The organism is Chitinophaga sp. HK235 (assembly GCF_018255755.1).
Taxonomy (GTDB): domain Bacteria; phylum Bacteroidota; class Bacteroidia; order Chitinophagales; family Chitinophagaceae; genus Chitinophaga.
The window spans coordinates 4,667,506-4,685,337 of record NZ_CP073766.1; the positions used below are offsets into that span (position 1 = coordinate 4,667,506).

Annotated in this window: 16 protein-coding genes; 11 read left to right on the top strand and 5 right to left on the bottom strand. The window is 47.7% G+C overall.

Annotated elements, in window-relative coordinates:
* The first annotated feature begins 205 nt into the window (after positions 1 to 205).
* On the top strand, positions 206 to 1,756 hold the full coding sequence (locus KD145_RS17105) for an SUMF1/EgtB/PvdO family nonheme iron enzyme (protein WP_212000170.1): 1,551 nt from the start codon (positions 206 to 208) through the stop codon (positions 1,754 to 1,756).
* 82 nt (positions 1,757 to 1,838) lie between these two features.
* Here the strand turns inward: KD145_RS17105 and bcp are convergent, their stop codons facing one another.
* Positions 1,839 to 2,300: a thioredoxin-dependent thiol peroxidase gene (gene bcp, locus KD145_RS17110; protein ID WP_212000171.1), complete on the bottom strand. Its 462-nt coding sequence runs from the start codon at positions 2,298 to 2,300 to the stop codon at positions 1,839 to 1,841.
* A gap of 41 nt (positions 2,301 to 2,341) precedes the next feature.
* A complete protein-coding gene (locus KD145_RS17115) occupies positions 2,342 to 4,036 on the bottom strand; it encodes a peptidoglycan DD-metalloendopeptidase family protein (RefSeq protein WP_212000173.1) in 1,695 nt (564 codons plus the stop codon).
* Between the two features lie 168 nt (positions 4,037 to 4,204).
* Between KD145_RS17115 and gldA the strand changes: the two genes are divergently transcribed.
* From gldA to KD145_RS17155, 8 genes are all read left to right on the top strand, one after another.
* Complete coding sequence (gene gldA, locus KD145_RS17120; protein ID WP_212000175.1) at positions 4,205 to 5,119, top strand: gliding motility-associated ABC transporter ATP-binding subunit GldA; 915 nt, start codon at positions 4,205 to 4,207, stop codon at positions 5,117 to 5,119.
* A gap of 72 nt (positions 5,120 to 5,191) precedes the next feature.
* Positions 5,192 to 6,481: a phosphopyruvate hydratase gene (gene eno, locus KD145_RS17125; RefSeq protein ID WP_212000177.1), complete on the top strand. Its 1,290-nt coding sequence runs from the start codon at positions 5,192 to 5,194 to the stop codon at positions 6,479 to 6,481.
* Between the two features lie 133 nt (positions 6,482 to 6,614).
* Positions 6,615 to 6,926: a septum formation initiator family protein gene (locus KD145_RS17130; protein ID WP_212000179.1), complete on the top strand. Its 312-nt coding sequence runs from the start codon at positions 6,615 to 6,617 to the stop codon at positions 6,924 to 6,926.
* Positions 6,927 to 7,036: 110 nt separating this feature from the next.
* Positions 7,037 to 7,249 (top strand): hypothetical protein, encoded by a 213-nt coding sequence (locus tag KD145_RS17135; protein WP_113616470.1) that lies wholly within the window; start codon positions 7,037 to 7,039, stop codon positions 7,247 to 7,249.
* Positions 7,250 to 7,341: 92 nt separating this feature from the next.
* Positions 7,342 to 7,989 carry an endonuclease III gene (gene nth, locus KD145_RS17140; protein ID WP_212000181.1) on the top strand — a complete coding sequence of 216 codons (648 nt, stop codon included), beginning with the start codon at positions 7,342 to 7,344 and terminating at the stop codon, positions 7,987 to 7,989.
* Positions 7,990 to 8,043: 54 nt separating this feature from the next.
* Entirely contained in the window at positions 8,044 to 8,763 is a 720-nt protein-coding gene (locus KD145_RS17145) for a YqjF family protein (protein WP_212000183.1), read from the top strand.
* A 115-nt stretch (positions 8,764 to 8,878) separates the two neighbouring features.
* On the top strand, positions 8,879 to 10,117 hold the full coding sequence (locus KD145_RS17150) for a nucleoside permease (RefSeq protein WP_212000185.1): 1,239 nt from the start codon (positions 8,879 to 8,881) through the stop codon (positions 10,115 to 10,117).
* Positions 10,118 to 10,217: 100 nt separating this feature from the next.
* The gene (locus KD145_RS17155; RefSeq protein WP_212000187.1) at positions 10,218 to 11,411 is read left to right on the top strand and encodes a Gfo/Idh/MocA family protein; all 1,194 of its coding nucleotides are present in this window, start codon (positions 10,218 to 10,220) and stop codon (positions 11,409 to 11,411) included.
* Positions 11,412 to 11,481: 70 nt separating this feature from the next.
* Here the strand turns inward: KD145_RS17155 and KD145_RS17160 are convergent, their stop codons facing one another.
* Both KD145_RS17160 and KD145_RS17165 read right to left on the bottom strand, forming a co-directional pair.
* Positions 11,482 to 12,072, bottom strand: a complete 591-nt coding sequence (locus KD145_RS17160; protein WP_212000189.1) for a DUF6134 family protein — start codon at positions 12,070 to 12,072, stop codon at positions 11,482 to 11,484.
* A 238-nt stretch (positions 12,073 to 12,310) separates the two neighbouring features.
* Positions 12,311 to 14,158 carry a 2-oxoacid:acceptor oxidoreductase subunit alpha gene (locus KD145_RS17165; protein ID WP_212000191.1) on the bottom strand — a complete coding sequence of 616 codons (1,848 nt, stop codon included), beginning with the start codon at positions 14,156 to 14,158 and terminating at the stop codon, positions 12,311 to 12,313.
* A 297-nt stretch (positions 14,159 to 14,455) separates the two neighbouring features.
* Here KD145_RS17165 and KD145_RS17170 point away from each other — a divergent pair, with 297 nt between their 5' ends.
* Together KD145_RS17170 and KD145_RS17175 are read left to right on the top strand one after the other, a co-directional pair.
* Positions 14,456 to 15,196 carry a Bax inhibitor-1/YccA family protein gene (locus KD145_RS17170; RefSeq protein ID WP_212000193.1) on the top strand — a complete coding sequence of 247 codons (741 nt, stop codon included), beginning with the start codon at positions 14,456 to 14,458 and terminating at the stop codon, positions 15,194 to 15,196.
* A 381-nt stretch (positions 15,197 to 15,577) separates the two neighbouring features.
* Positions 15,578 to 16,327, top strand: a complete 750-nt coding sequence (locus KD145_RS17175) for a head GIN domain-containing protein (protein ID WP_212000194.1) — start codon at positions 15,578 to 15,580, stop codon at positions 16,325 to 16,327.
* 109 nt (positions 16,328 to 16,436) lie between these two features.
* On the opposite strand, the gene KD145_RS32310 is transcribed toward KD145_RS17175, so the two are convergent.
* Positions 16,437 to 17,831, bottom strand: coding sequence for a 2'-5' RNA ligase family protein (locus KD145_RS32310; RefSeq protein ID WP_249219411.1), 1,395 nt, complete (start codon positions 17,829 to 17,831; stop codon positions 16,437 to 16,439).
* Between the last annotated feature and the right edge of the window lies 1 nt (position 17,832).

Consider the following 17,832-nt stretch of genomic DNA (forward strand, 5'->3'; position numbering starts at 1 on the left):
TGCTTTCCAAAAGGTTGATGTAATGTAGAGAAAATATAAGATAAAAATTTCAAATATATCTCTTAATTTTCGCTGCTGTATTGTTCTTGGCGATAGTTCTATCAAGTCATGGCCGGGGCATATTACAAATTAATTTTTTTCGCCATAAAATAAAAAAGATTACATTTGCGTTTACTGTAAATATAATCGACTAAAGCTGTATCGCATGCGTAGATTAACCTCTTTATCATTGCTCGTTGGTACCGGCGTAATGCTATCCATGACTGCCTGTCACAAGGACGGTGGAGGACTTTTCGGCAAAAAGAAGGAAGCATCCTCTGCTACGGGCTGGAACTATAATGACCAGAAAATGGGTGGTTTCAGCGTAGCCAAAAATAAAAACCAGATCACAGGTCCGGGCCTTGTATTTGTACAGGGTGGTACTTTTGCCATGGGCGCCACTGAGCAGGATGTAATGGGCGACTGGAACAACATTCCTCGTCGTATTACAGTATCCTCCTTCTATATCGATGAATCCGAAGTGGCCAACGTGCACTATCGGGAGTATCTGTTCTGGCTGTCCCGTGTGTATAACGAATCCTTCCCGCAGGTTTACCGCAACGCGCTGCCGGATACCCTGGTATGGCGTAGTGAGCTGGCTTATAATGAGCCGCTGGTAGAATACTACTTCCGTCACCCGGCCTATAACGACTATCCGGTAGTAGGTGTAACCTGGAAACAGGCAACAGACTACTGTAAATGGCGTTCCAACCGTGTAAACGAAAAGCTGCTGATGGACAAAGGCCTGCTTTCCAAAGCAGACATTACCAACCAGTCTGACGATAATACCTTCGACACCAAAGCCTATAGTGCCGGCCTTTATGAAGGTACTCCGGGTAAAATGTCCAGCTCTGTTAAAAACCAGTTCAAAAACGCGGACGGTACTCCAAGGGCCGCCCAGTTTGAAGACGGTATCATGCTGCCCGCCTACCGCCTGCCCACAGAAGCAGAATGGGAATACGCAGCACTGGGTTACATCGGTCAGAACCCTGGCCCTTCCAAAAAAGAAGGCAAACACGGGGAAGAGCTGATCATGAACAAACAGGTATACTCCTGGGGCACTAACACCAGCGGTCTGCGTGATATCCGCCGCGGTACCATGCAAGGACAGTTCCTGGCCAACTTTAAGCGCGGCTCCGGTGATAACATGGGTGTGGCCGGTGGTCTGAACGACCGTGCCTCCATCCCTGGCCCTACCCGCTCTTTCTACCCTAACACTTTCGGTATCTACAATATGTCCGGTAACGTAGCAGAATGGGTACTGGATGTTTACAGGCCTCTCAGCCCTATCGATGGTGAAGACTTCAACTACTTCCGTGGTAACAAGTTCCAGACCGTTTACCAGAACGAAAACAAAGAGTTCGAAAAAGACAGCCTGGGTCACCTGAAAATGCGTGATGTTACTGATGAAGAAAGTGCTAACCGTCTTAACTACCAGAAAGGTGACGTAATCAACTACCTCGATGGTGACACCCTCTCTCAGGTGGAATATGGTTATGGCGTTACTACCCTGATCAACGACAAATCACACGTTGTAAAAGGTGGTAGCTGGAACGACCGCGCCTACTGGCTCTCTCCAGGTACCCGCCGTTACATGCAGGAAGATATGGCCACCAACACCGTAGGTTTCCGTTGTGCAATGGACCGCGTAGGTAGCCCAGAAGGTAACAAGTTCAAAACTGGTAACCTGTTCAAAAAACAAAGACAGAAAAGATAATCATCTCCCTAAAGGAGCATAAAAAAAACGCAAAGATGAAAGTCTTTGCGTTTTTTTATGTCTTTGAGAAACGAAGAAGGAACTACTTCCAGATCTCCAGGATCTCTTCAGTATGGTTCTTGGTATCCGGCTTTTTGATGATATGATCAATCACGCCTTTTTCATTGATGAGGAAAGTAGTACGGTGAATCCCGTCATACTTGCGGCCCATCATCTGTTTTTCACCCCAGACACCATATTGGTTTACGATCTTATGGTCATCATCTGCCAGTAAGGTAAAAGGCAGATCATATTTTTCTATAAACTTCAGATGGCTTTGTTCGCTGTCCGTGCTTACTCCTACCACTGCATATCCTTTTTTGGTCAGGTCCTGGTAGTTATCGCGCAGATTGCAGGCCTGTGCAGTACAACCGGGAGTCATGTCTTTCGGATAAAAATAAAGTACCACGCGTTTACCTTCAAGGTCTTTCAGTGATACGGTTTTGCCGTGCTGGTCCTTGCCTTTGAATACCGGCGCTTTTTCTCCTTCTTTTAAGTTTACCATATCGCGTTTTTTAGGTTTTAGGAAGATGATTATGTTTTGCACTAACGTTTGAAGGACAGATGATAGGTGCCTTCATTACCCGCTACGTCTGTCACTTTCATGACGAGTGTATGATTGCCCGGAGGACAATGTTCATCAAACGTATAGGTAAGCACGTTACCTTTCCGGGAAAACATCAGCCATTTACCATCCAGCTCTCCCCGGAAATCCTTGATGCCGCTGTCATCACTCATGGTAAAAGACAGCTTGGTGGCTTTAGACAGGTTAGCACCAGGTTTCACACCAATTGGCATTACTTTAGGCGCTATCGTATCTACTTCCAGGTGGAAATTGCCGAAATCGCGGAAAGTACCTTTGTACCAGCCATCTTCCAGTACGGTACCGGACACACTGGTGCTGCCAAGGCCTTCCCGTACCATCACTATTTTAGGCTGCAGGTATTCGGGCACTGTTCTGGTAGCCTTCAACCGCACGTCAAAGAAGTCGTGTACCGGCACCAGCGGAGTATGGAGGTGATAGATGTTGGAATAATATTTTGCAGATGCAGCCGGGATCTCCTGGTAATTAAAGCAGATCCGGTCGTACAGCGCACGTTCATCCAGATAAAACTCTACCTGGTTGTTTTCGAAGATATTGCGGGAATCAGGATACATGGTGTTGGCACAAGGCTTGTCCGGTGTTTCCTCTCCGCCCTGCTGCAGGTTTACCTTCACGGTGGAAGTATTGCCATAGGCGTCTTTCACCAGCAGTTTCACTTCGTGCACCTGTCCGTCAGCCAGGTTGATGGTGCCATCACCTTTCAGATCGTGGTAGATGTCCAGTTCATTGCCTGGCAGGGAAAACAGCAGCTGCAGATAAGGGCCTCCGCCTTTTTTCACCTTATAGTCGATATGGGCATTCAGATATCTGGTTTCTTCATACCCGATATTATCCAGCTGGAAGTCGATGTCCGGCACATCATTATTCAGCATAAAGACTTCGTAAATGCCGTAGGTGTTGGGTGCATTGTTCATGCGGTCTATGGCGTTGATACCAAGACCTACCTTATCGGCTTTCACTTTTACAACGGGCTGAGTGGTCACGTAGTGGTCGCCGGCTTTTTTAACAGCGAGCATCATAGGCTGTTGCTCATAGATGCTTTTCTCCATATCGTAAATGGCTATACGATAAACGTCCGGAGGACGGGTATCAGCTATGTTAAAGCCAAACAACAGCGGGTTGAGTGGTTTTTCCGTCTGGGTGTTCCGGATTTCGAAGTGCAGGTGCGGGCCGGCAGAGCCGCCGGTATTACCGCTCCAGGCTACAAAATCACCTTTCTTCACAGGAAACATATTCGCCGGAATAGACAGATCGCTGGCCCAGCTTTCACTGGCATACTGTTGTTTTTTCACGTAAGCCTGAAGGGCCGGGAAGAAGCTGTTCAGGTGGGCATATACGGTCGTATAGCCATTGGGGTGGGTAATATACAATACATTCCCGAAGCCGGTATGCGACACTCCTATACGGCTCACATATCCATCTGCAGCAGCATGTACCGGCAGATTTTCCTTCTGCTGGGTTTTCATGTCCATACCGGAATGGAAGTGATTAGGCCTTAACTCTCCAAAGTTACCAGCCAGCTCTATGGGAACATTCAGCGGGTTCCTGAAATAGCCCTGGGGGTAATTTTTTTCGGGAACGGATTGCGCCTGTAATAAATGTGGTAGTAAGCAAAATAAGCCAATGACTCTCTTCATAATATTGCAATGGTAGAAAAAAATCGCGAATTCCATTTCGCAAAGCGACAAAGTTTGCGAAGCGGCAAAGTTCGCCAATGAACAGCATCTTTACAAACTTTGTCGCTTTACGGAACATAATTCATGATTTCTTATGTACATTAGTTGCCGCAAAACGAGCTATCATACATGTCTATCCTGGTATCACAACTTAGTAAGGTCTATGGCGAACAAAGGGCGGTAGATGCTATTTCCTTTGAGCTGAAGAAAGGGGAAATAACAGGATTTCTGGGCCCCAACGGGGCAGGGAAGTCTACCACCATGAAAATGATTACAGGCTTTCTGCCTCCTACCAGCGGCAGCGCCAGTGTTTGTGGTTATGATATCGTCAGCCAGTCTCTGGAGGTACGTAAAAGAGTAGGATACCTGCCGGAGTCGAACCCGTTGTATTACGACATGTATGTACGGGAATTCCTGGAGTTTGTTGCCGGCGTGCATCAGCTGGGACAGACTGCACCGGATCGTATCAGGAAGGTGATCGATATTACCGGGCTGCAGCCGGAAAGCCGTAAAAAGATAGGTGCGCTGTCTAACGGCTACAAGCAGCGTGTCGGGCTGGCCCAGGCGTTGCTGCATGATCCCGAAGTGCTGATTCTGGATGAGCCCACTACAGGGCTGGACCCTAATCAGCTGGCTGATATCCGTCAGCTTATCAAAGACCTTGGAGCCGATAAAACGGTGATCCTCTCCACGCATATCATGCAGGAAGTGGAAGCACTCTGCGGACGTGTGATCATTATCAACAAGGGGAAAATAGTAGCTGACGACCAGCTGTCGGAGCTGCAGCAGCAAAATACCGCCAACGGCTATCTGCAGGTGACTTTCGGAGAACCCGCCACTGCTGAAGAGTTGGCACAGATCGCCGGTGTTTCCCGCGTCAAAGCCGCAGAAGGCAACAGCTGGCAACTGTATACCAACGAGATAGACCTTGTACGAAAAAACCTGTTACAATTTGCTTTGATTAATAACAGGAACATCCTTTCTTTGCAAAGCAATTCACAAAGCCTGGAAACCATTTTCCGGGAAATAACGAAGAGCGTTTAGCTATAAGCAGCTAGCTCCTAGACTAAACGCCCATGCTAACCGCTAATAGCTAACAATTATAACTTTCGAATTATGAGTACTATTTCAGAAATCCATGCCAGGCAAATTCTCGATAGCCGCGGTAATCCTACAATTGAAGTAGATGTAACTACTGAAGATGGTCATTTCGGCCGTGCTGCCGTTCCATCCGGCGCCTCTACCGGTAAGCATGAAGCAGTAGAACTGCGTGATAACGACAAGAGCGTTTATGGTGGTAAAGGTGTACTGGAAGCCATCAAAAACGTAAACGAAATTATTTCGGAAGAACTGGTTGGCTGGGAAGTTACTGACCAGGCAGGTATCGATAAATTACTGATTTCCCTGGATGGTACCCCCAACAAAGCCAAACTGGGCGCCAACGCTACCCTGGCTGTGAGCATGGCCGTAGCCAAAGCTGCTGCAGAACAATGCAATCAACCGCTGTACCGCTACCTGGGCGGCGTCAACGCATTCACCCTGCCTATTCCCCTGATGAACATCATCAACGGTGGTGCGCACGCGGACAACAAAATTGATTTCCAGGAATTTATGATCGTTCCGATCGGTGCATCTACCTTCTCTGAAGGTCTGCGCTGGGGCGTGGAAGTATTCCACAAACTGAAATCTGTACTGAAAGGTAAAGGCTATAGCACCAACGTAGGTGATGAAGGTGGTTTCGCTCCTGAAATCCAGAGCAACGAAGAAGCTATCGAAACTGTACTGGAAGCTATCAAAGCTGCCGGTTACACTCCTGGTGAACAAATCGCTATCGCCCTGGATGCCGCCAGCAGCGAAATGTACAGCGACGAAACCAAAAAATATAAATTCTACAAAAGCTCTCAGAAAGAAATCACCAGCGATGAAATGGTGGCTTACTGGACTGAGTGGTGCAACAAATACCCTATCGTTTCCATCGAAGACGGTATGGCCGAAGACGACTGGGAAGGTTGGAAAAAACTGACCGAAGCTGTAGGCAGCCGCGTTCAGCTGGTAGGTGACGACCTGTTCGTAACCAACGTTAAACGCCTGAAACAAGGTATCGATCAGAACATCGCTAACAGCATCCTGATCAAAGTAAACCAGATCGGTACTGTGACCGAAACCATTGATGCTGTAAACATGGCCCACAAAGCCGGTTATACTTCCATCATGAGCCACCGCTCCGGTGAAACCGAAGATACTACTATCGCCGACCTCGCTGTAGCACTGAACTGCGGCCAGATCAAAACCGGTTCTGCTTCCCGCACCGACCGTATGGCTAAATACAACCAGCTGCTCCGTATTGAAGAAGAGCTGGGCGAAGTAGCTATCTATCCAACTAAAGCTATCAGCGTTAAAAAATAATCCACCATTTATGGATTTATGAATTTATGGATTTATGGATTTAGAGATTTAGAATGCGGCGGAGATACATCTATTCTTCGTTGTATTCTAAATCTCTAAAATCCCTAAATCAAAAAATCCCTAAATTGCATATATGTCTTTCTTCAAATCCATAAAACTGCCCAGGTATGTAAAGAACAAGTTCTTTATCACGGGCATCGCATTTGTTATATGGATTGCCTTTCTGGACAAGACCAACCTGATGTACCAATATCAGTTCCAGTCTGAAGTCAACAAACTGGAAAACCAGAAAGACTTTTTTATCAAAGAAATCAAACAGACTAAGGAAGAACAACAGGAACTCCTGTCCAGCCCGGAAAAACTGGAGAAATTTGCCCGCGAAAAATATTATATGAAAAAGGATAATGAAGACCTCTTTATTATCACGCCTGCCCCCCAAGAGTAGCCCCTCTCCCCCTTGCGAGTCTTAAAAATTTATCCTAAATTAACAATACAATTTATTATTCCGTCGTTATAAAGTTGGGATACACTATTCTTTCATCAAATTGATTATGCATGAGTAATTTTACACTATCTACCCTGTCAACCTTGTATCTTGTTACTGATAGCGATCTCAAACGTCAACAGCAGGAAGCATCATTAACGCGGGAAGAACAGGCTTGTTTTGAGGACACCAAAGCAGTCCTCAACACCATTCGTTATACTCCCCGGGCAGCCACCCTGCAGATGATATTTGATTATGCCGCCAGTAAGCCCGAACAGAAATAGTTCAGGACACGGCTATTGATCCTTAACAAGTTACCTATATACTGCTGTACGATCCGTGCAGTTATCGCTTTCATTTTTCCTATCTTTACGGCATGACCAAAAAAGAGCGGTACGCCTTTGTGCTCAACTATTTTGAGACACATGTGCCTAATGCCGAAACAGAGCTTATTTACGATAATCCCTACCAGCTGCTGGTAGCCGTTATTCTCTCCGCACAATGCACCGATAAACGGGTGAATATGACCACTCCCGCCATATTTGAGCGTTACCCGGACACTGCGGCACTTAGTCAGGCTACCTTCGATGATCTGTTTCCTCTCATCAGAAGTATTAGTTATCCTAACAATAAAACCAAACACCTCATCGGCATGGCCCAGATGGTGATGGATGACTTCAACGGAGAAATACCAGACACCGTGGCCGAACTGGTGAAACTGCCCGGCGTAGGCCGTAAAACCGCTAACGTGATCACCTCCGTGGTACACCAGCAGCCCAATATGGCCGTGGATACCCACGTATTCAGGGTTTCCGCCCGCATTGGTCTTACCACCAACGCTAAAACACCGCTGCAAACAGAACTGCAACTACTGAAGAATATACCTAAAGAAAAGGTACATATCGCCCACCACTGGCTGATCCTGCATGGCCGTTATATCTGCCTGGCAAGAAATCCCAAATGTGAAGAATGTGGTTTAAGGCCCGCCTGCAAGTATTATCAGCAGCTTATCAAAGCACAATAAGGGTTTGCTGTTGCCAAAACAGGGGCGTATATTGGTATCCTAATATTTACCTGCATGCGCCCATTCCTGACTGCCAACTGGCGAAATCTGCTGATGCTGAATTTTGCCGCAGATGCCGCCACCTTACAGCCCTACCTTCCCGCACATACAGAACCGGATACCTGGAACAATATTCATTATGTAAGCCTGGTAGGTTTCCTGTTTGAAGATACCCGCGTAAAAGGTATCTCCTTCCCCGGCCACCGTACTTTCGAAGAAGTGAACCTCCGCTTTTATGTGCGTTATAAAGACCAGGGACAATGGAAACGCGGCGTAGTATTTATCAAAGAACTGGTACCTAAACACCTGATCACCTTTGTAGCCAATACCCTGTACCGGGAAAACTATGCGACTCACCGCATGCGCCACCAGTGGGAATATCCCGGTAACAACACCCTGCGGGTCACCTATGAATGGGAAATAAACGGCCAGCCTAATTACCTCAGCGCTACAGCTGCCGAAACAGCCCTGCCTCTCACCCCTGGCAGTGAAGCCGCCTTTATCACCGAACATTACTGGGGCTATACACGGCTCAATGACCGCACCACCGGCGAGTATCAGGTAACCCACCCGCAATGGGACATCCATCCGGTACAACATTATGACTACCAGTGCAACGCTGCGGAACTATATGGCGCCGCCTTCGGTCCTATCCTGCAACAGCCCCCGCTTTCCGCGCTGCTGGCCCAGGGATCGGCTATCGCTGTAATGCCCGGAAGGAAGCTGCTGGCCTAAACTACAGACACCCGTTTCGTTTTTTTCTTCTATCATAAATTTCGAAACGATTTACAATAATTTGCTATCTTAAGCAGTTCATTAAGACTCAATTCTATAAAGCTAAAAATCCGTTATGAAATCAGCCGTAAGAGTACAATTGTCCTTCATGATGTTCCTGGAGTTCTTTATCTGGGGCGCATGGTTTGTGACACTTGGGACATTCGTATTAAAAAATCTGCAGGACACCAACGCCAACCAGGTGAGCGTTGCCTTCCTCACACAATCCATCGGTGCCGTGATCGCACCATTTATTGTGGGAATTATTGCGGACCGTTTTATTTCCGCCCAGGTAATACTGGGTGCTATCCACCTGGCCGGAGCCGCCTTATTATGGACCTGCTCCGGTATGACAAGCTTCGACAGCTTCTATCCTATCCTGCTGTTGTACATGGTGCTTTACATGCCTACGCTCGCACTGGTAAACTCTATCTCCTTCCGGCAGATGAGCGACCCCAGCAAAGACTTCTCCTCTATCCGTGTATTTGGTACTGCCGGCTGGATCGTGGCCGGTTTGCTGATCGGATGGCTCAACTGGGAGAAAAACAGCACGCTGGATCTCACTTTCAAAATGGCTGCAGGCGCTTCTCTGCTGCTGGGCCTTTTCAGCTTTACGCTGCCTAAAACACCGCCGTTAAAGAAAGGTACCCAGATCTCTGTAAAGGAAATTCTGGGCCTGGATGCTATCCGGATGCTGAAAAACCGCTCCTATCTGCTGTTTTTCATTGCTTCCATTGCTATCTGCATCCCGCTGGCTTTCTATTACAATTTCACCAATCCATACCTGAACGAAATCGGTATGACGGCTGCTGCCGGTAAACAGTCCCTCGGCCAGGTGTCTGAAGTTTTCTTCATGCTGGTAATGCCACTCTTCTTTGTAAGACTGGGCGTTAAAAAAATGCTGGCACTGGGCATGCTCGCCTGGGTGCTGCGTTATGTGCTGTTTGCCTACGGTAATGTAGACTCCAACTACTGGATGCTGATCGCTGGTATCGTGTTGCACGGCATCTGCTACGACTTCTTCTTTGTTACCGGGCAGATCTATACCGATAAACTGGCAGGTGAAGAGTTCAAAAGCTCCGCACAGGGCTTTGTAACATTGGCCACCTATGGTGTGGGCATGCTAATCGGGTTCCTGATCTCCGGTCCTATTGTAGAATCGTATAAAACTGCCGAAGGCCACAACTGGCATAGCATCTGGCTGATACCTGCCGGTATTGCCGCTGTTGTGCTAGTGATGTTTATCCTCTTATTTAAAAACAAGCAGGAAACAGTTCCCGACCTGGAGCTGAAGTTTGATTTAGAGAAGAAATAATAATGAACGATAAAGTGCAGCGGAGGACACTATACCTCCTCTGCATTTTAATAATCGGTCTCTCTGCATCTAAAAACATCAAAATATCAGTGTATTCTGTATGGCAAAGATCGCAATGCTTGGCTCGGGCTTTATCGGGCGTTTTTATGCAGATTCCCTGCAGGGACAAAGAAGCAGGGATAAAATCGTGAGTATCTATTCCCGCCGGGAAGAGAGCGCGAAAAAGTTTGCTGCCGACTACGACGTGGCACACTGGACAGTAGATATGGAAGAAGCTATTGCCCGTCCGGAGGTAGAAGTAGTTTGTATATCGCTTCCCAACAACCTGCACGAAGCAGCTGTGTTGCTCTGTTGCAAGCATAAAAAGGCGGTGATCTGTACCAAACCGCTGGGTCGTAATGCCCAGGAAGCCAAAAGGATGCTGGAAGCGGTGGAAAAAGCCGGTATCTTCCACGGTTACCTCGAAGACCTGGTATATACGCCCAAGTTCCTCAAAGCGCTGCAGAGCGTGAAAGCCGGTGCTTTAGGCCGTATACTCTGGGCCAAGTCGAGGGAAACTCATCCCGGCCCGCACAGCGAATGGTTTTGGGACAAGGAACAGGCCGGCGGTGGCTGTATCCTCGATCTGGGCTGTCATTGCGTGGAGATAGGCCGTAGCTTTATCGGAAAAGATATCAAACCGGTAGAAGTAATGTGCTGGGCAGATACACAGGTAAAACCGATCGATGCGGAAGATCATGCCATCGGGCTGGTAAAATACGAAAACGGCGCTATCGGCCAGTTTGAAGTAAGCTGGACATTCCGCGGCGGCCTGGACCTGCGTGATGAAGTGATGGGCACGGAAGGCACTATCTGGCTCAACAACTTCCTGCGTACCGGCTTCGATATGTTCACTACCGGCAAGGGCGCCGACTATGTGGCAGAGAAAGCCGAAAGCAACTCAGGCTGGCTGTTTCCGGTAGGTGATGAGCTGAATGAACTGGGATACAATCACATGTTCACGGATATGTTTAACGCGATGGAAAGTGGCACTGCTCCGCATGAAACCTTCTATGATGGTTATGTAGTGAATGCCATCCTCGATGCTGCCTATAAAAGCGCCGCATCCAAAAAATGGGAACCGGTACAACTGGAAATATGGCGTGGCCAGGAAGGTGTTACCAAAGCCCAGACACTCAACGACTATAACGACCAATACTATCTTGTAAAGGAAGAGATGACCCATTTCGGAGCTAAAAAACTGATCCTGAAAGACAAGGAAACAGGACAGATCATCGAAAAAACAGTCTCCTGATTTAGAGATTTAGTTATTTAGATATTTAGTGATTCTCCTAAATATCTAAATAACTAAATCAAGAAATTCCTCAGCTGTTTCTTACAAGCACTGCTTTCCCAAAGGTGTGGTTTACCTCTACTTCCACCAGCACCCCATTCATGTATTTGTAGATATTTTTCTTCCCTTCCGGCAACACCAGCTCATATTGACCTCCTCCCAGTGAACGGATGGTGAGAAAGCGTCCCAGGGCTTCTGAGAAGATACGGGACAGCTGTTTAGGTTCTGTAAAATAAAGATCTGCCACACAGTGATCAATCTCTGTATTATCTATCACAGATTTTTCACCGTTTAACACAATCGTATAATCGTTACCGTTACGACGTGTGGTAGTTTCCTTATCTTCTCCGTTTTTACCCGCTACCCGGGAGGATTTGGCGAGCGTGAGCACATTGTTGTTGTACTCGTTGAAGATGTCAGTGTTAACCCTGGCCAGAAATGTCTGGACACGTGTTTTAATAGTGATGCTCTTAGCACTGCCACTTACCTTACGATGTGCTTCCAGTGTCCCTACAGCATGATTGGCAACCCGGACTTCAAAAGTGGTTGTCTGGGCCTGTGTCTGAAGGTACAATACAGCCACAATAGCAATGCTTAACAATACGCGAAAAAGGCATTTCATAATAAGAAACTTAAACCCAAAAAATAAATACATCAGGAGGAGTTAGCTGTAATAGTCCTCTTAATGAAAATACAAAAAATCCGGAGGATTTGAACAGGCAATAGGTTGGGGGTATCGGCAGGATTTGGGGGACTGGGATGGGCCTGGTTACCTAATTATTTGAAATGCAATTAAAGACAGTGTTTGTTAACCTCTTTATTGCATTTCAAATAACCAAATATTAAAATCAGAAAATTAATTATAACATTTCCTTAATACGAGTGATGAGCTCACTTTTAGTGATGGGCACACCCATGATTTTGTGGTATCCCTGCGCATCGATCAGGTATTGGTCGCGGATGATCTTTATCAGTTGACCGTTGTTGATTTCCGGGATCAGTACTTTATCGTAGCTGTGGAGGATTTCGCCCAGGTTTTTAGGGAAGGGGCGCATATGGCGGATATGAGCATGTGCCACCTGGTGACCTTCAGCCAGCAGATCGAGCACTGCGCTTTTAATGGCGCCAAAGGTAGATCCCCAGCCGAGTACCAGCACTTTACCTTTTTCCGGGCCTACTTCGATTTTCTGTAAAGGAATATGATCAGCGATTTTATCTACTTTTTCCTGACGGATTTTCACCATAAGCTGGTGGTTTTCAGGGTCGTAGCTAACGTTACCGGTGATATTCTGCTTTTCCAGGCCACCGATGCGGTGTTCCAGTCCCGGTGTACCAGGCACAGCCCAGGGGCGTACCAGGTTTTCATCGCGGTGGTAAGGCAGGAAATGCTCTTCCCCTTCTTCCAGCTGCTTTTTGAATTTCACTTCAATGGCAGGGAGGTCGGCACTTTTCGGGAAACGCCAGGGTTCAGCACCGTTGGCGATGTAACCGTCGCTCAGGAAGATTACGGGGGTCATATGCTGCACGGAGATGCGGAAAGCTTCGAAGATAGCATCGAAACAGTCTGCCGGCGTGGACGCAGATATGATAGGCATCGGACATTCTCCGTTGCGGCCATAATAAGCCTGCAGGAGGTCTGATTGTTCTGTTTTGGTAGGCAAGCCAGTAGAAGGACCGCCGCGCTGAATATCAATGATCAGCAGAGGGATTTCCAGCATAACGGCCAGACCCATGGCTTCACCTTTCAGTGCCATACCGGGACCGGAGGTAGTGGTTATACCCATATGGCCGCCGTAGGAGGCACCGATAGCGGAGGTAATACCTGCGATTTCGTCTTCTGCCTGGAAGGTGCGGATACCGAAGTTCTTCAGGCGGCTCAGTTCGTGGAGGATATCAGAAGCCGGTGTGATGGGATAAGTACCCAGGAATATAGGCAGATTAGCCTTCTGAGAGGCGGCTACCAGGCCATAAGCCAGGGCAGTGTTACCCGTGATGCTGCGGTAGGTACCTGGCTCCATACGGGCCTTTTCCACACGGTAACGGGTGGTGAAAGCTTCTACAGTATCGGCAAAGTTGTAGCCGGCACGCAGTACCCGCAGGTTGCTCTCCAGGATCTCCGGTTTTTTACCGAATTTATCCTGGAGGAAGGCTTCGGTATTGTCCATGTTACGGTCATACAACCAGTAGAGGAAGCCCAGCACAAACATGTTTTTGGCGCGGTCTTTCTCTTTCATGCCCAGGCTTGTATCTTTCAGTGCTTCCCTGGTCATTTTGGTCACGTCCATGGTATGCACCTGATAATTGACAAGAGAGCCGTCTTCCAGTGGGTTCACCCCTTCCGGGTAGTTGGCCAGCCGGAGGTTTTTATTATCGAAGCCGTCTGTATTGGCAATGATGATACCGCCTTTTTTGAGACCTTTCAGGTTGGCCTTCAGGGCAGCGGCGTTCATGGCTACCAGCACGTCGCAGGCATCGCCGGGGGTAAATATCCTGTTGGAAGAAAAATGAAGCTGGAATCCGCTCACCCCTGCCAGGGTACCCTGCGGGGCCCGTATTTCGGCCGGGAAGTCCGGGAAAGTGCTCAGGTCATTCCCAATCAAAGCGGTATTATTGGAAAACTGGCTACCGGTCAACTGCATCCCATCTCCACTGTCGCCTGCAAATTTTATCACTACGTCATCCAGTTGTTGAATCGAAGTATTAGGCATTAATTATTCTTTTAAAGTATTCTTTGATATAAGGTATTCTCTTCTAAGGTGTAAATTTAGGCAATCGGCAGGTGTTATCACCAAATATGCGCAAAATCATATCCATCTCTCTACAAAAGTACACAACTTCAGTAGACTATTACCAGTAAAAAAGGGGATCCGCATTACTTCTTGTTATGGCTGATAACCCTAGGTTATTGAATAATAAATGCTAATTTTAATACAAATTCATCCATAGCGGGAACTGGATGTCAAATCAAATTGTATTTTTATCCCGTTAAATTTAAACTATTTTTTATGGCACTGTTTCAATCGAACAACCCTGTATTAAAAGAAAGCATTTTCGACAAGGCTGCTCATGCGGAAGGCGCTACCATGACTATTCGTGGTACAGTTAACAAAATGTCCTTTCTGTTGATCATGCTGATGGCAGCAGCGGTATTTTCCTATGGCGAATTTTTAAGAGGCAGCTCCAATGTATTACCGATGGTATTCGGTGGTGCAATTGGTGGCTTTATCATAGCGCTTGTTATCATATTCAAGAAAGAATGGTCCGGTTATCTGGCCCCTGCCTATGCACTGGCAGAAGGCCTTTTCCTTGGTGCTATTTCCGCCATGTTTAATGCAAGTTACCAAGGCATCGTTATTCAGGCTGTAGGGCTTACCATCGGCACTTTCATTGCCATGCTGGTATTGTACCGCACGGGTATTATCAGAGCCACAGAGCGTTTTAAATCCATTGTGATGACCGCTACGCTGGGCATCGGTATCTTTTACCTGATTGCAATGGTGCTGCGTTTATTCCATATCGATATGCCACTGATCCACAGTAGTGGATTGTTTGGTATTGGCTTCTCCCTGATAGTGGTAAGCATTGCTGCATTAAACCTGATCCTCGATTTTGATATGATTGAGCAAGGTGCAGCACAAGGTGCTCCCAAATATTTTGAGTGGTACGCTTCTTTTGGCCTGCTGGTGACCCTGGTATGGCTGTACCTCGAAATACTGCGCCTGTTAAGCAAATTAAACAGAAAGTAGTTTTACCCTGTCAATACTTCTTTTTTTAAAAAGTCTTCCGGTGATTCCGGAAGACTTTTTTGTTTTGTTAATGTCTTCCCAAAGATTTGTTAAAGACCTGTATGTGAAAGCATTATGGCACCGTAATTGCAAAACTCTTATCAGAACACCCGATCAGCTGACACTTAAACCTGCAACTGATACAAATGTGAGAAAACAGCAAGCGTTTACTGATTGGGATATTCAAAGATATTATTTAGAGCAATAGTTGGTTTTCATAGGGGTTAATCAAAAGCCGGTTCCGTACGTCTGTACGGCCGGCTTATTTTTTTGGGGTTACCTGTAGGGGTATTTGTTTCTTCAGCCGTCATTTTTGTGAATGCCCCTTAAACATATTTTTTTATGAAGAAACAAGCTATCATAACCTACACCAGTCTCAGTGTAAGCTGGCTACTGCTGATGCTGGTAATATTCACCCTTATTCTAAGCAGTTGTACGAGAGATCACATTGCCGGTTCCGGCCATGTGGTAGCCGAAACCCGCAACATCTCTCCTTTTACGGAGGTGGAGATATCCGGTCCGTTTGAAGTGCACCTGATACAGGACAGCACAGCAGCTGTAGAGATCAAGGCGGAAGATAATATCATCGGTGCTATTGAAACAGGCACCCACAGCAATACTTTATTTATCCGGCTGAAAAACCATGTCTTCCTGCAGCGGCATCTGCCGATACAGGTGTATGTACACAGCCGGCAATACCAAAGCATTAATTTCGCTGGCTCAGGACACCTTGATAATAAGGACACCTTACAAGCCAGTATTTTTTCCTACCAGATAGATGGCAGTGCTGATGCAGCGCTGACGCTGGCTGTTCAGAAGCTGAACGCTGAAATCAATGGCTCCGGCAACCTGGAAGTGAAAGGTAACGCGGCCGCATTAAAAAGCGATATCAACGGCAGTGGTCATATTGGAGCCATGGACCTGGATACTCAACAGGCTGATATCACTATCAGAGGGTCCGGCGATCATGCGGTTAAAGTGAAAAATGAACTTTATGTTGGTATTTATGGGAGTGGTAATGTGACTTATTCCGGCAATCCCGGGCGGGTAGAAACAGATATCAAGGGATCCGGGAAAGTAAGGAAGATTTAACTTCGTATAGCCTGCACTGTTAGACTGTGGTAATTCGCAGTATACATCAAAAAATAAAGGCCCCTGCAGCTGTAGCAGGGGCCTTTTGTTATTTAAAGACGGGCATTTATCAGGCGCCGCCCAGTTTGCATTTTTGCAGTACTTCCCAGGATTTGCCGTTATGACGGAGGAAGTAGAGGTTGTTTACTTTGAAAGTAGCCTCGTATTCCTTGTTTTCATATTCTGGCCATGACTTGTTGAACTGTTCGTCGGTGAGGTCTTTGAAGGCCACGGTAACGTGAGGCGTAAAGCCTGTACGCGCCAGCATAGTACTGAATCCGAATTCCTTACGCAGGAAGTTGATCAGTTGGCGGTGCATAGCGGACATAGTCTCGCTTTTTTCCACGTTGATAAACAGTACACGATTTTGTTTGTTCGGGAAGGTGCCGAATCCTTTCAGGGACACTTCGAAAGGAGCCTGTGTTTTGGCGAACTCAGTGAGTTCATCGCAGAAGGCTTTTTCCAGTGCGGGATCAGCTGTGAAAGGTACCTGCAGAGTGATATGCGGCAGCACTTTCAGTGCATACATCGGACCATATTGTTCTGCAAATTCCTGTTTGATTTTGATGATTTCCTTACCCACTTCTGCGGTAGGCAGCAGTGCTATAAAGTATATTTTATTGTCAGGTCTGGGTTCGGTACGAGGCCTTCCGCGTTGTTGTCTGTAGCCACCGCTGCCGCCACGGTCATAACCGCCGCCGCCGCCACCACGGTTGTAGCCACCGCCACCACCGCCACGGTTGTAGCCTCCGCCACCGCCGCCACGGTCATAGCCGCCGCCACCGCCACCACGGTTGTAGCCACCGCCACCACCGCCACGGTCGTAGCCGCCGCCACCGCCACCACGGTTGTAGCCACCGCCACCGCCGCCGCGATCGTATCCACCACCACCGCCACCGCGATCATAGCCACCACCGCCACCGCGGTTGTAACCACCACCACCGCCGCCGCGATCGTATCCACCACCGCTACCGCGATCGTATCCACCACCGCCACTGCGGTCGTATCCACCACCGCCGCTACGGTCGTAACCACCACCACCACCGCTACGGTCGTATCCACCACCGCCGCCACTGCGATCGTATCCACCGCCGCTGCTGCTGTTATCACCACGGTCGCCGCGATCGTAACCGCCGCCACCACGGTTGTAGCCACCGCCACCACCGCCACGGTCATAACCACCGCCGCGATCGTAACCACCACCACCGCTACCGCGGTCATAGCCACCTTCACGATTATAACCGCCATCGCGGTTGTACTCTGTACGAGGGCGATACCCACCTTCGCGATTGTACTCTGTGCGTGGACGACGTTCTGTGTCTCCACTGTTGTAGTCGGGTTTTCCACCCTCCCGCTCATTGTTTAAGTTGGGTTTGAAGTCACCTCTCTCCTTGTTGGGATCATTCTCTTTGTTGGTATCAGAAGAGTAGGGCCTGCGGGGGCGTTCGTTTCTCTCAAAATTCATC

Coding starts and splice junctions, on each gene's coding strand:
- KD145_RS17105 (WP_212000170.1), top strand. CDS start 206: ATGCGTAGATTAACCTCTTTATCATTGCTCGTTGGTACCGGCGTAATG.
- bcp (WP_212000171.1), bottom strand. CDS start 2,300: ATGGTAAACTTAAAAGAAGGAGAAAAAGCGCCGGTATTCAAAGGCAAG.
- KD145_RS17115 (WP_212000173.1), bottom strand. CDS start 4,036: ATGAAGAGAGTCATTGGCTTATTTTGCTTACTACCACATTTATTACAG.
- gldA (WP_212000175.1), top strand. CDS start 4,205: ATGTCTATCCTGGTATCACAACTTAGTAAGGTCTATGGCGAACAAAGG.
- eno (WP_212000177.1), top strand. CDS start 5,192: ATGAGTACTATTTCAGAAATCCATGCCAGGCAAATTCTCGATAGCCGC.
- KD145_RS17130 (WP_212000179.1), top strand. CDS start 6,615: ATGTCTTTCTTCAAATCCATAAAACTGCCCAGGTATGTAAAGAACAAG.
- KD145_RS17135 (WP_113616470.1), top strand. CDS start 7,037: ATGAGTAATTTTACACTATCTACCCTGTCAACCTTGTATCTTGTTACT.
- nth (WP_212000181.1), top strand. CDS start 7,342: ATGACCAAAAAAGAGCGGTACGCCTTTGTGCTCAACTATTTTGAGACA.
- KD145_RS17145 (WP_212000183.1), top strand. CDS start 8,044: ATGCGCCCATTCCTGACTGCCAACTGGCGAAATCTGCTGATGCTGAAT.
- KD145_RS17150 (WP_212000185.1), top strand. CDS start 8,879: ATGAAATCAGCCGTAAGAGTACAATTGTCCTTCATGATGTTCCTGGAG.
- KD145_RS17155 (WP_212000187.1), top strand. CDS start 10,218: ATGGCAAAGATCGCAATGCTTGGCTCGGGCTTTATCGGGCGTTTTTAT.
- KD145_RS17160 (WP_212000189.1), bottom strand. CDS start 12,072: ATGAAATGCCTTTTTCGCGTATTGTTAAGCATTGCTATTGTGGCTGTA.
- KD145_RS17165 (WP_212000191.1), bottom strand. CDS start 14,158: ATGCCTAATACTTCGATTCAACAACTGGATGACGTAGTGATAAAATTT.
- KD145_RS17170 (WP_212000193.1), top strand. CDS start 14,456: ATGGCACTGTTTCAATCGAACAACCCTGTATTAAAAGAAAGCATTTTC.
- KD145_RS17175 (WP_212000194.1), top strand. CDS start 15,578: ATGAAGAAACAAGCTATCATAACCTACACCAGTCTCAGTGTAAGCTGG.
- KD145_RS32310 (WP_249219411.1), bottom strand. CDS start 17,831: ATGAATTTTGAGAGAAACGAACGCCCCCGCAGGCCCTACTCTTCTGAT.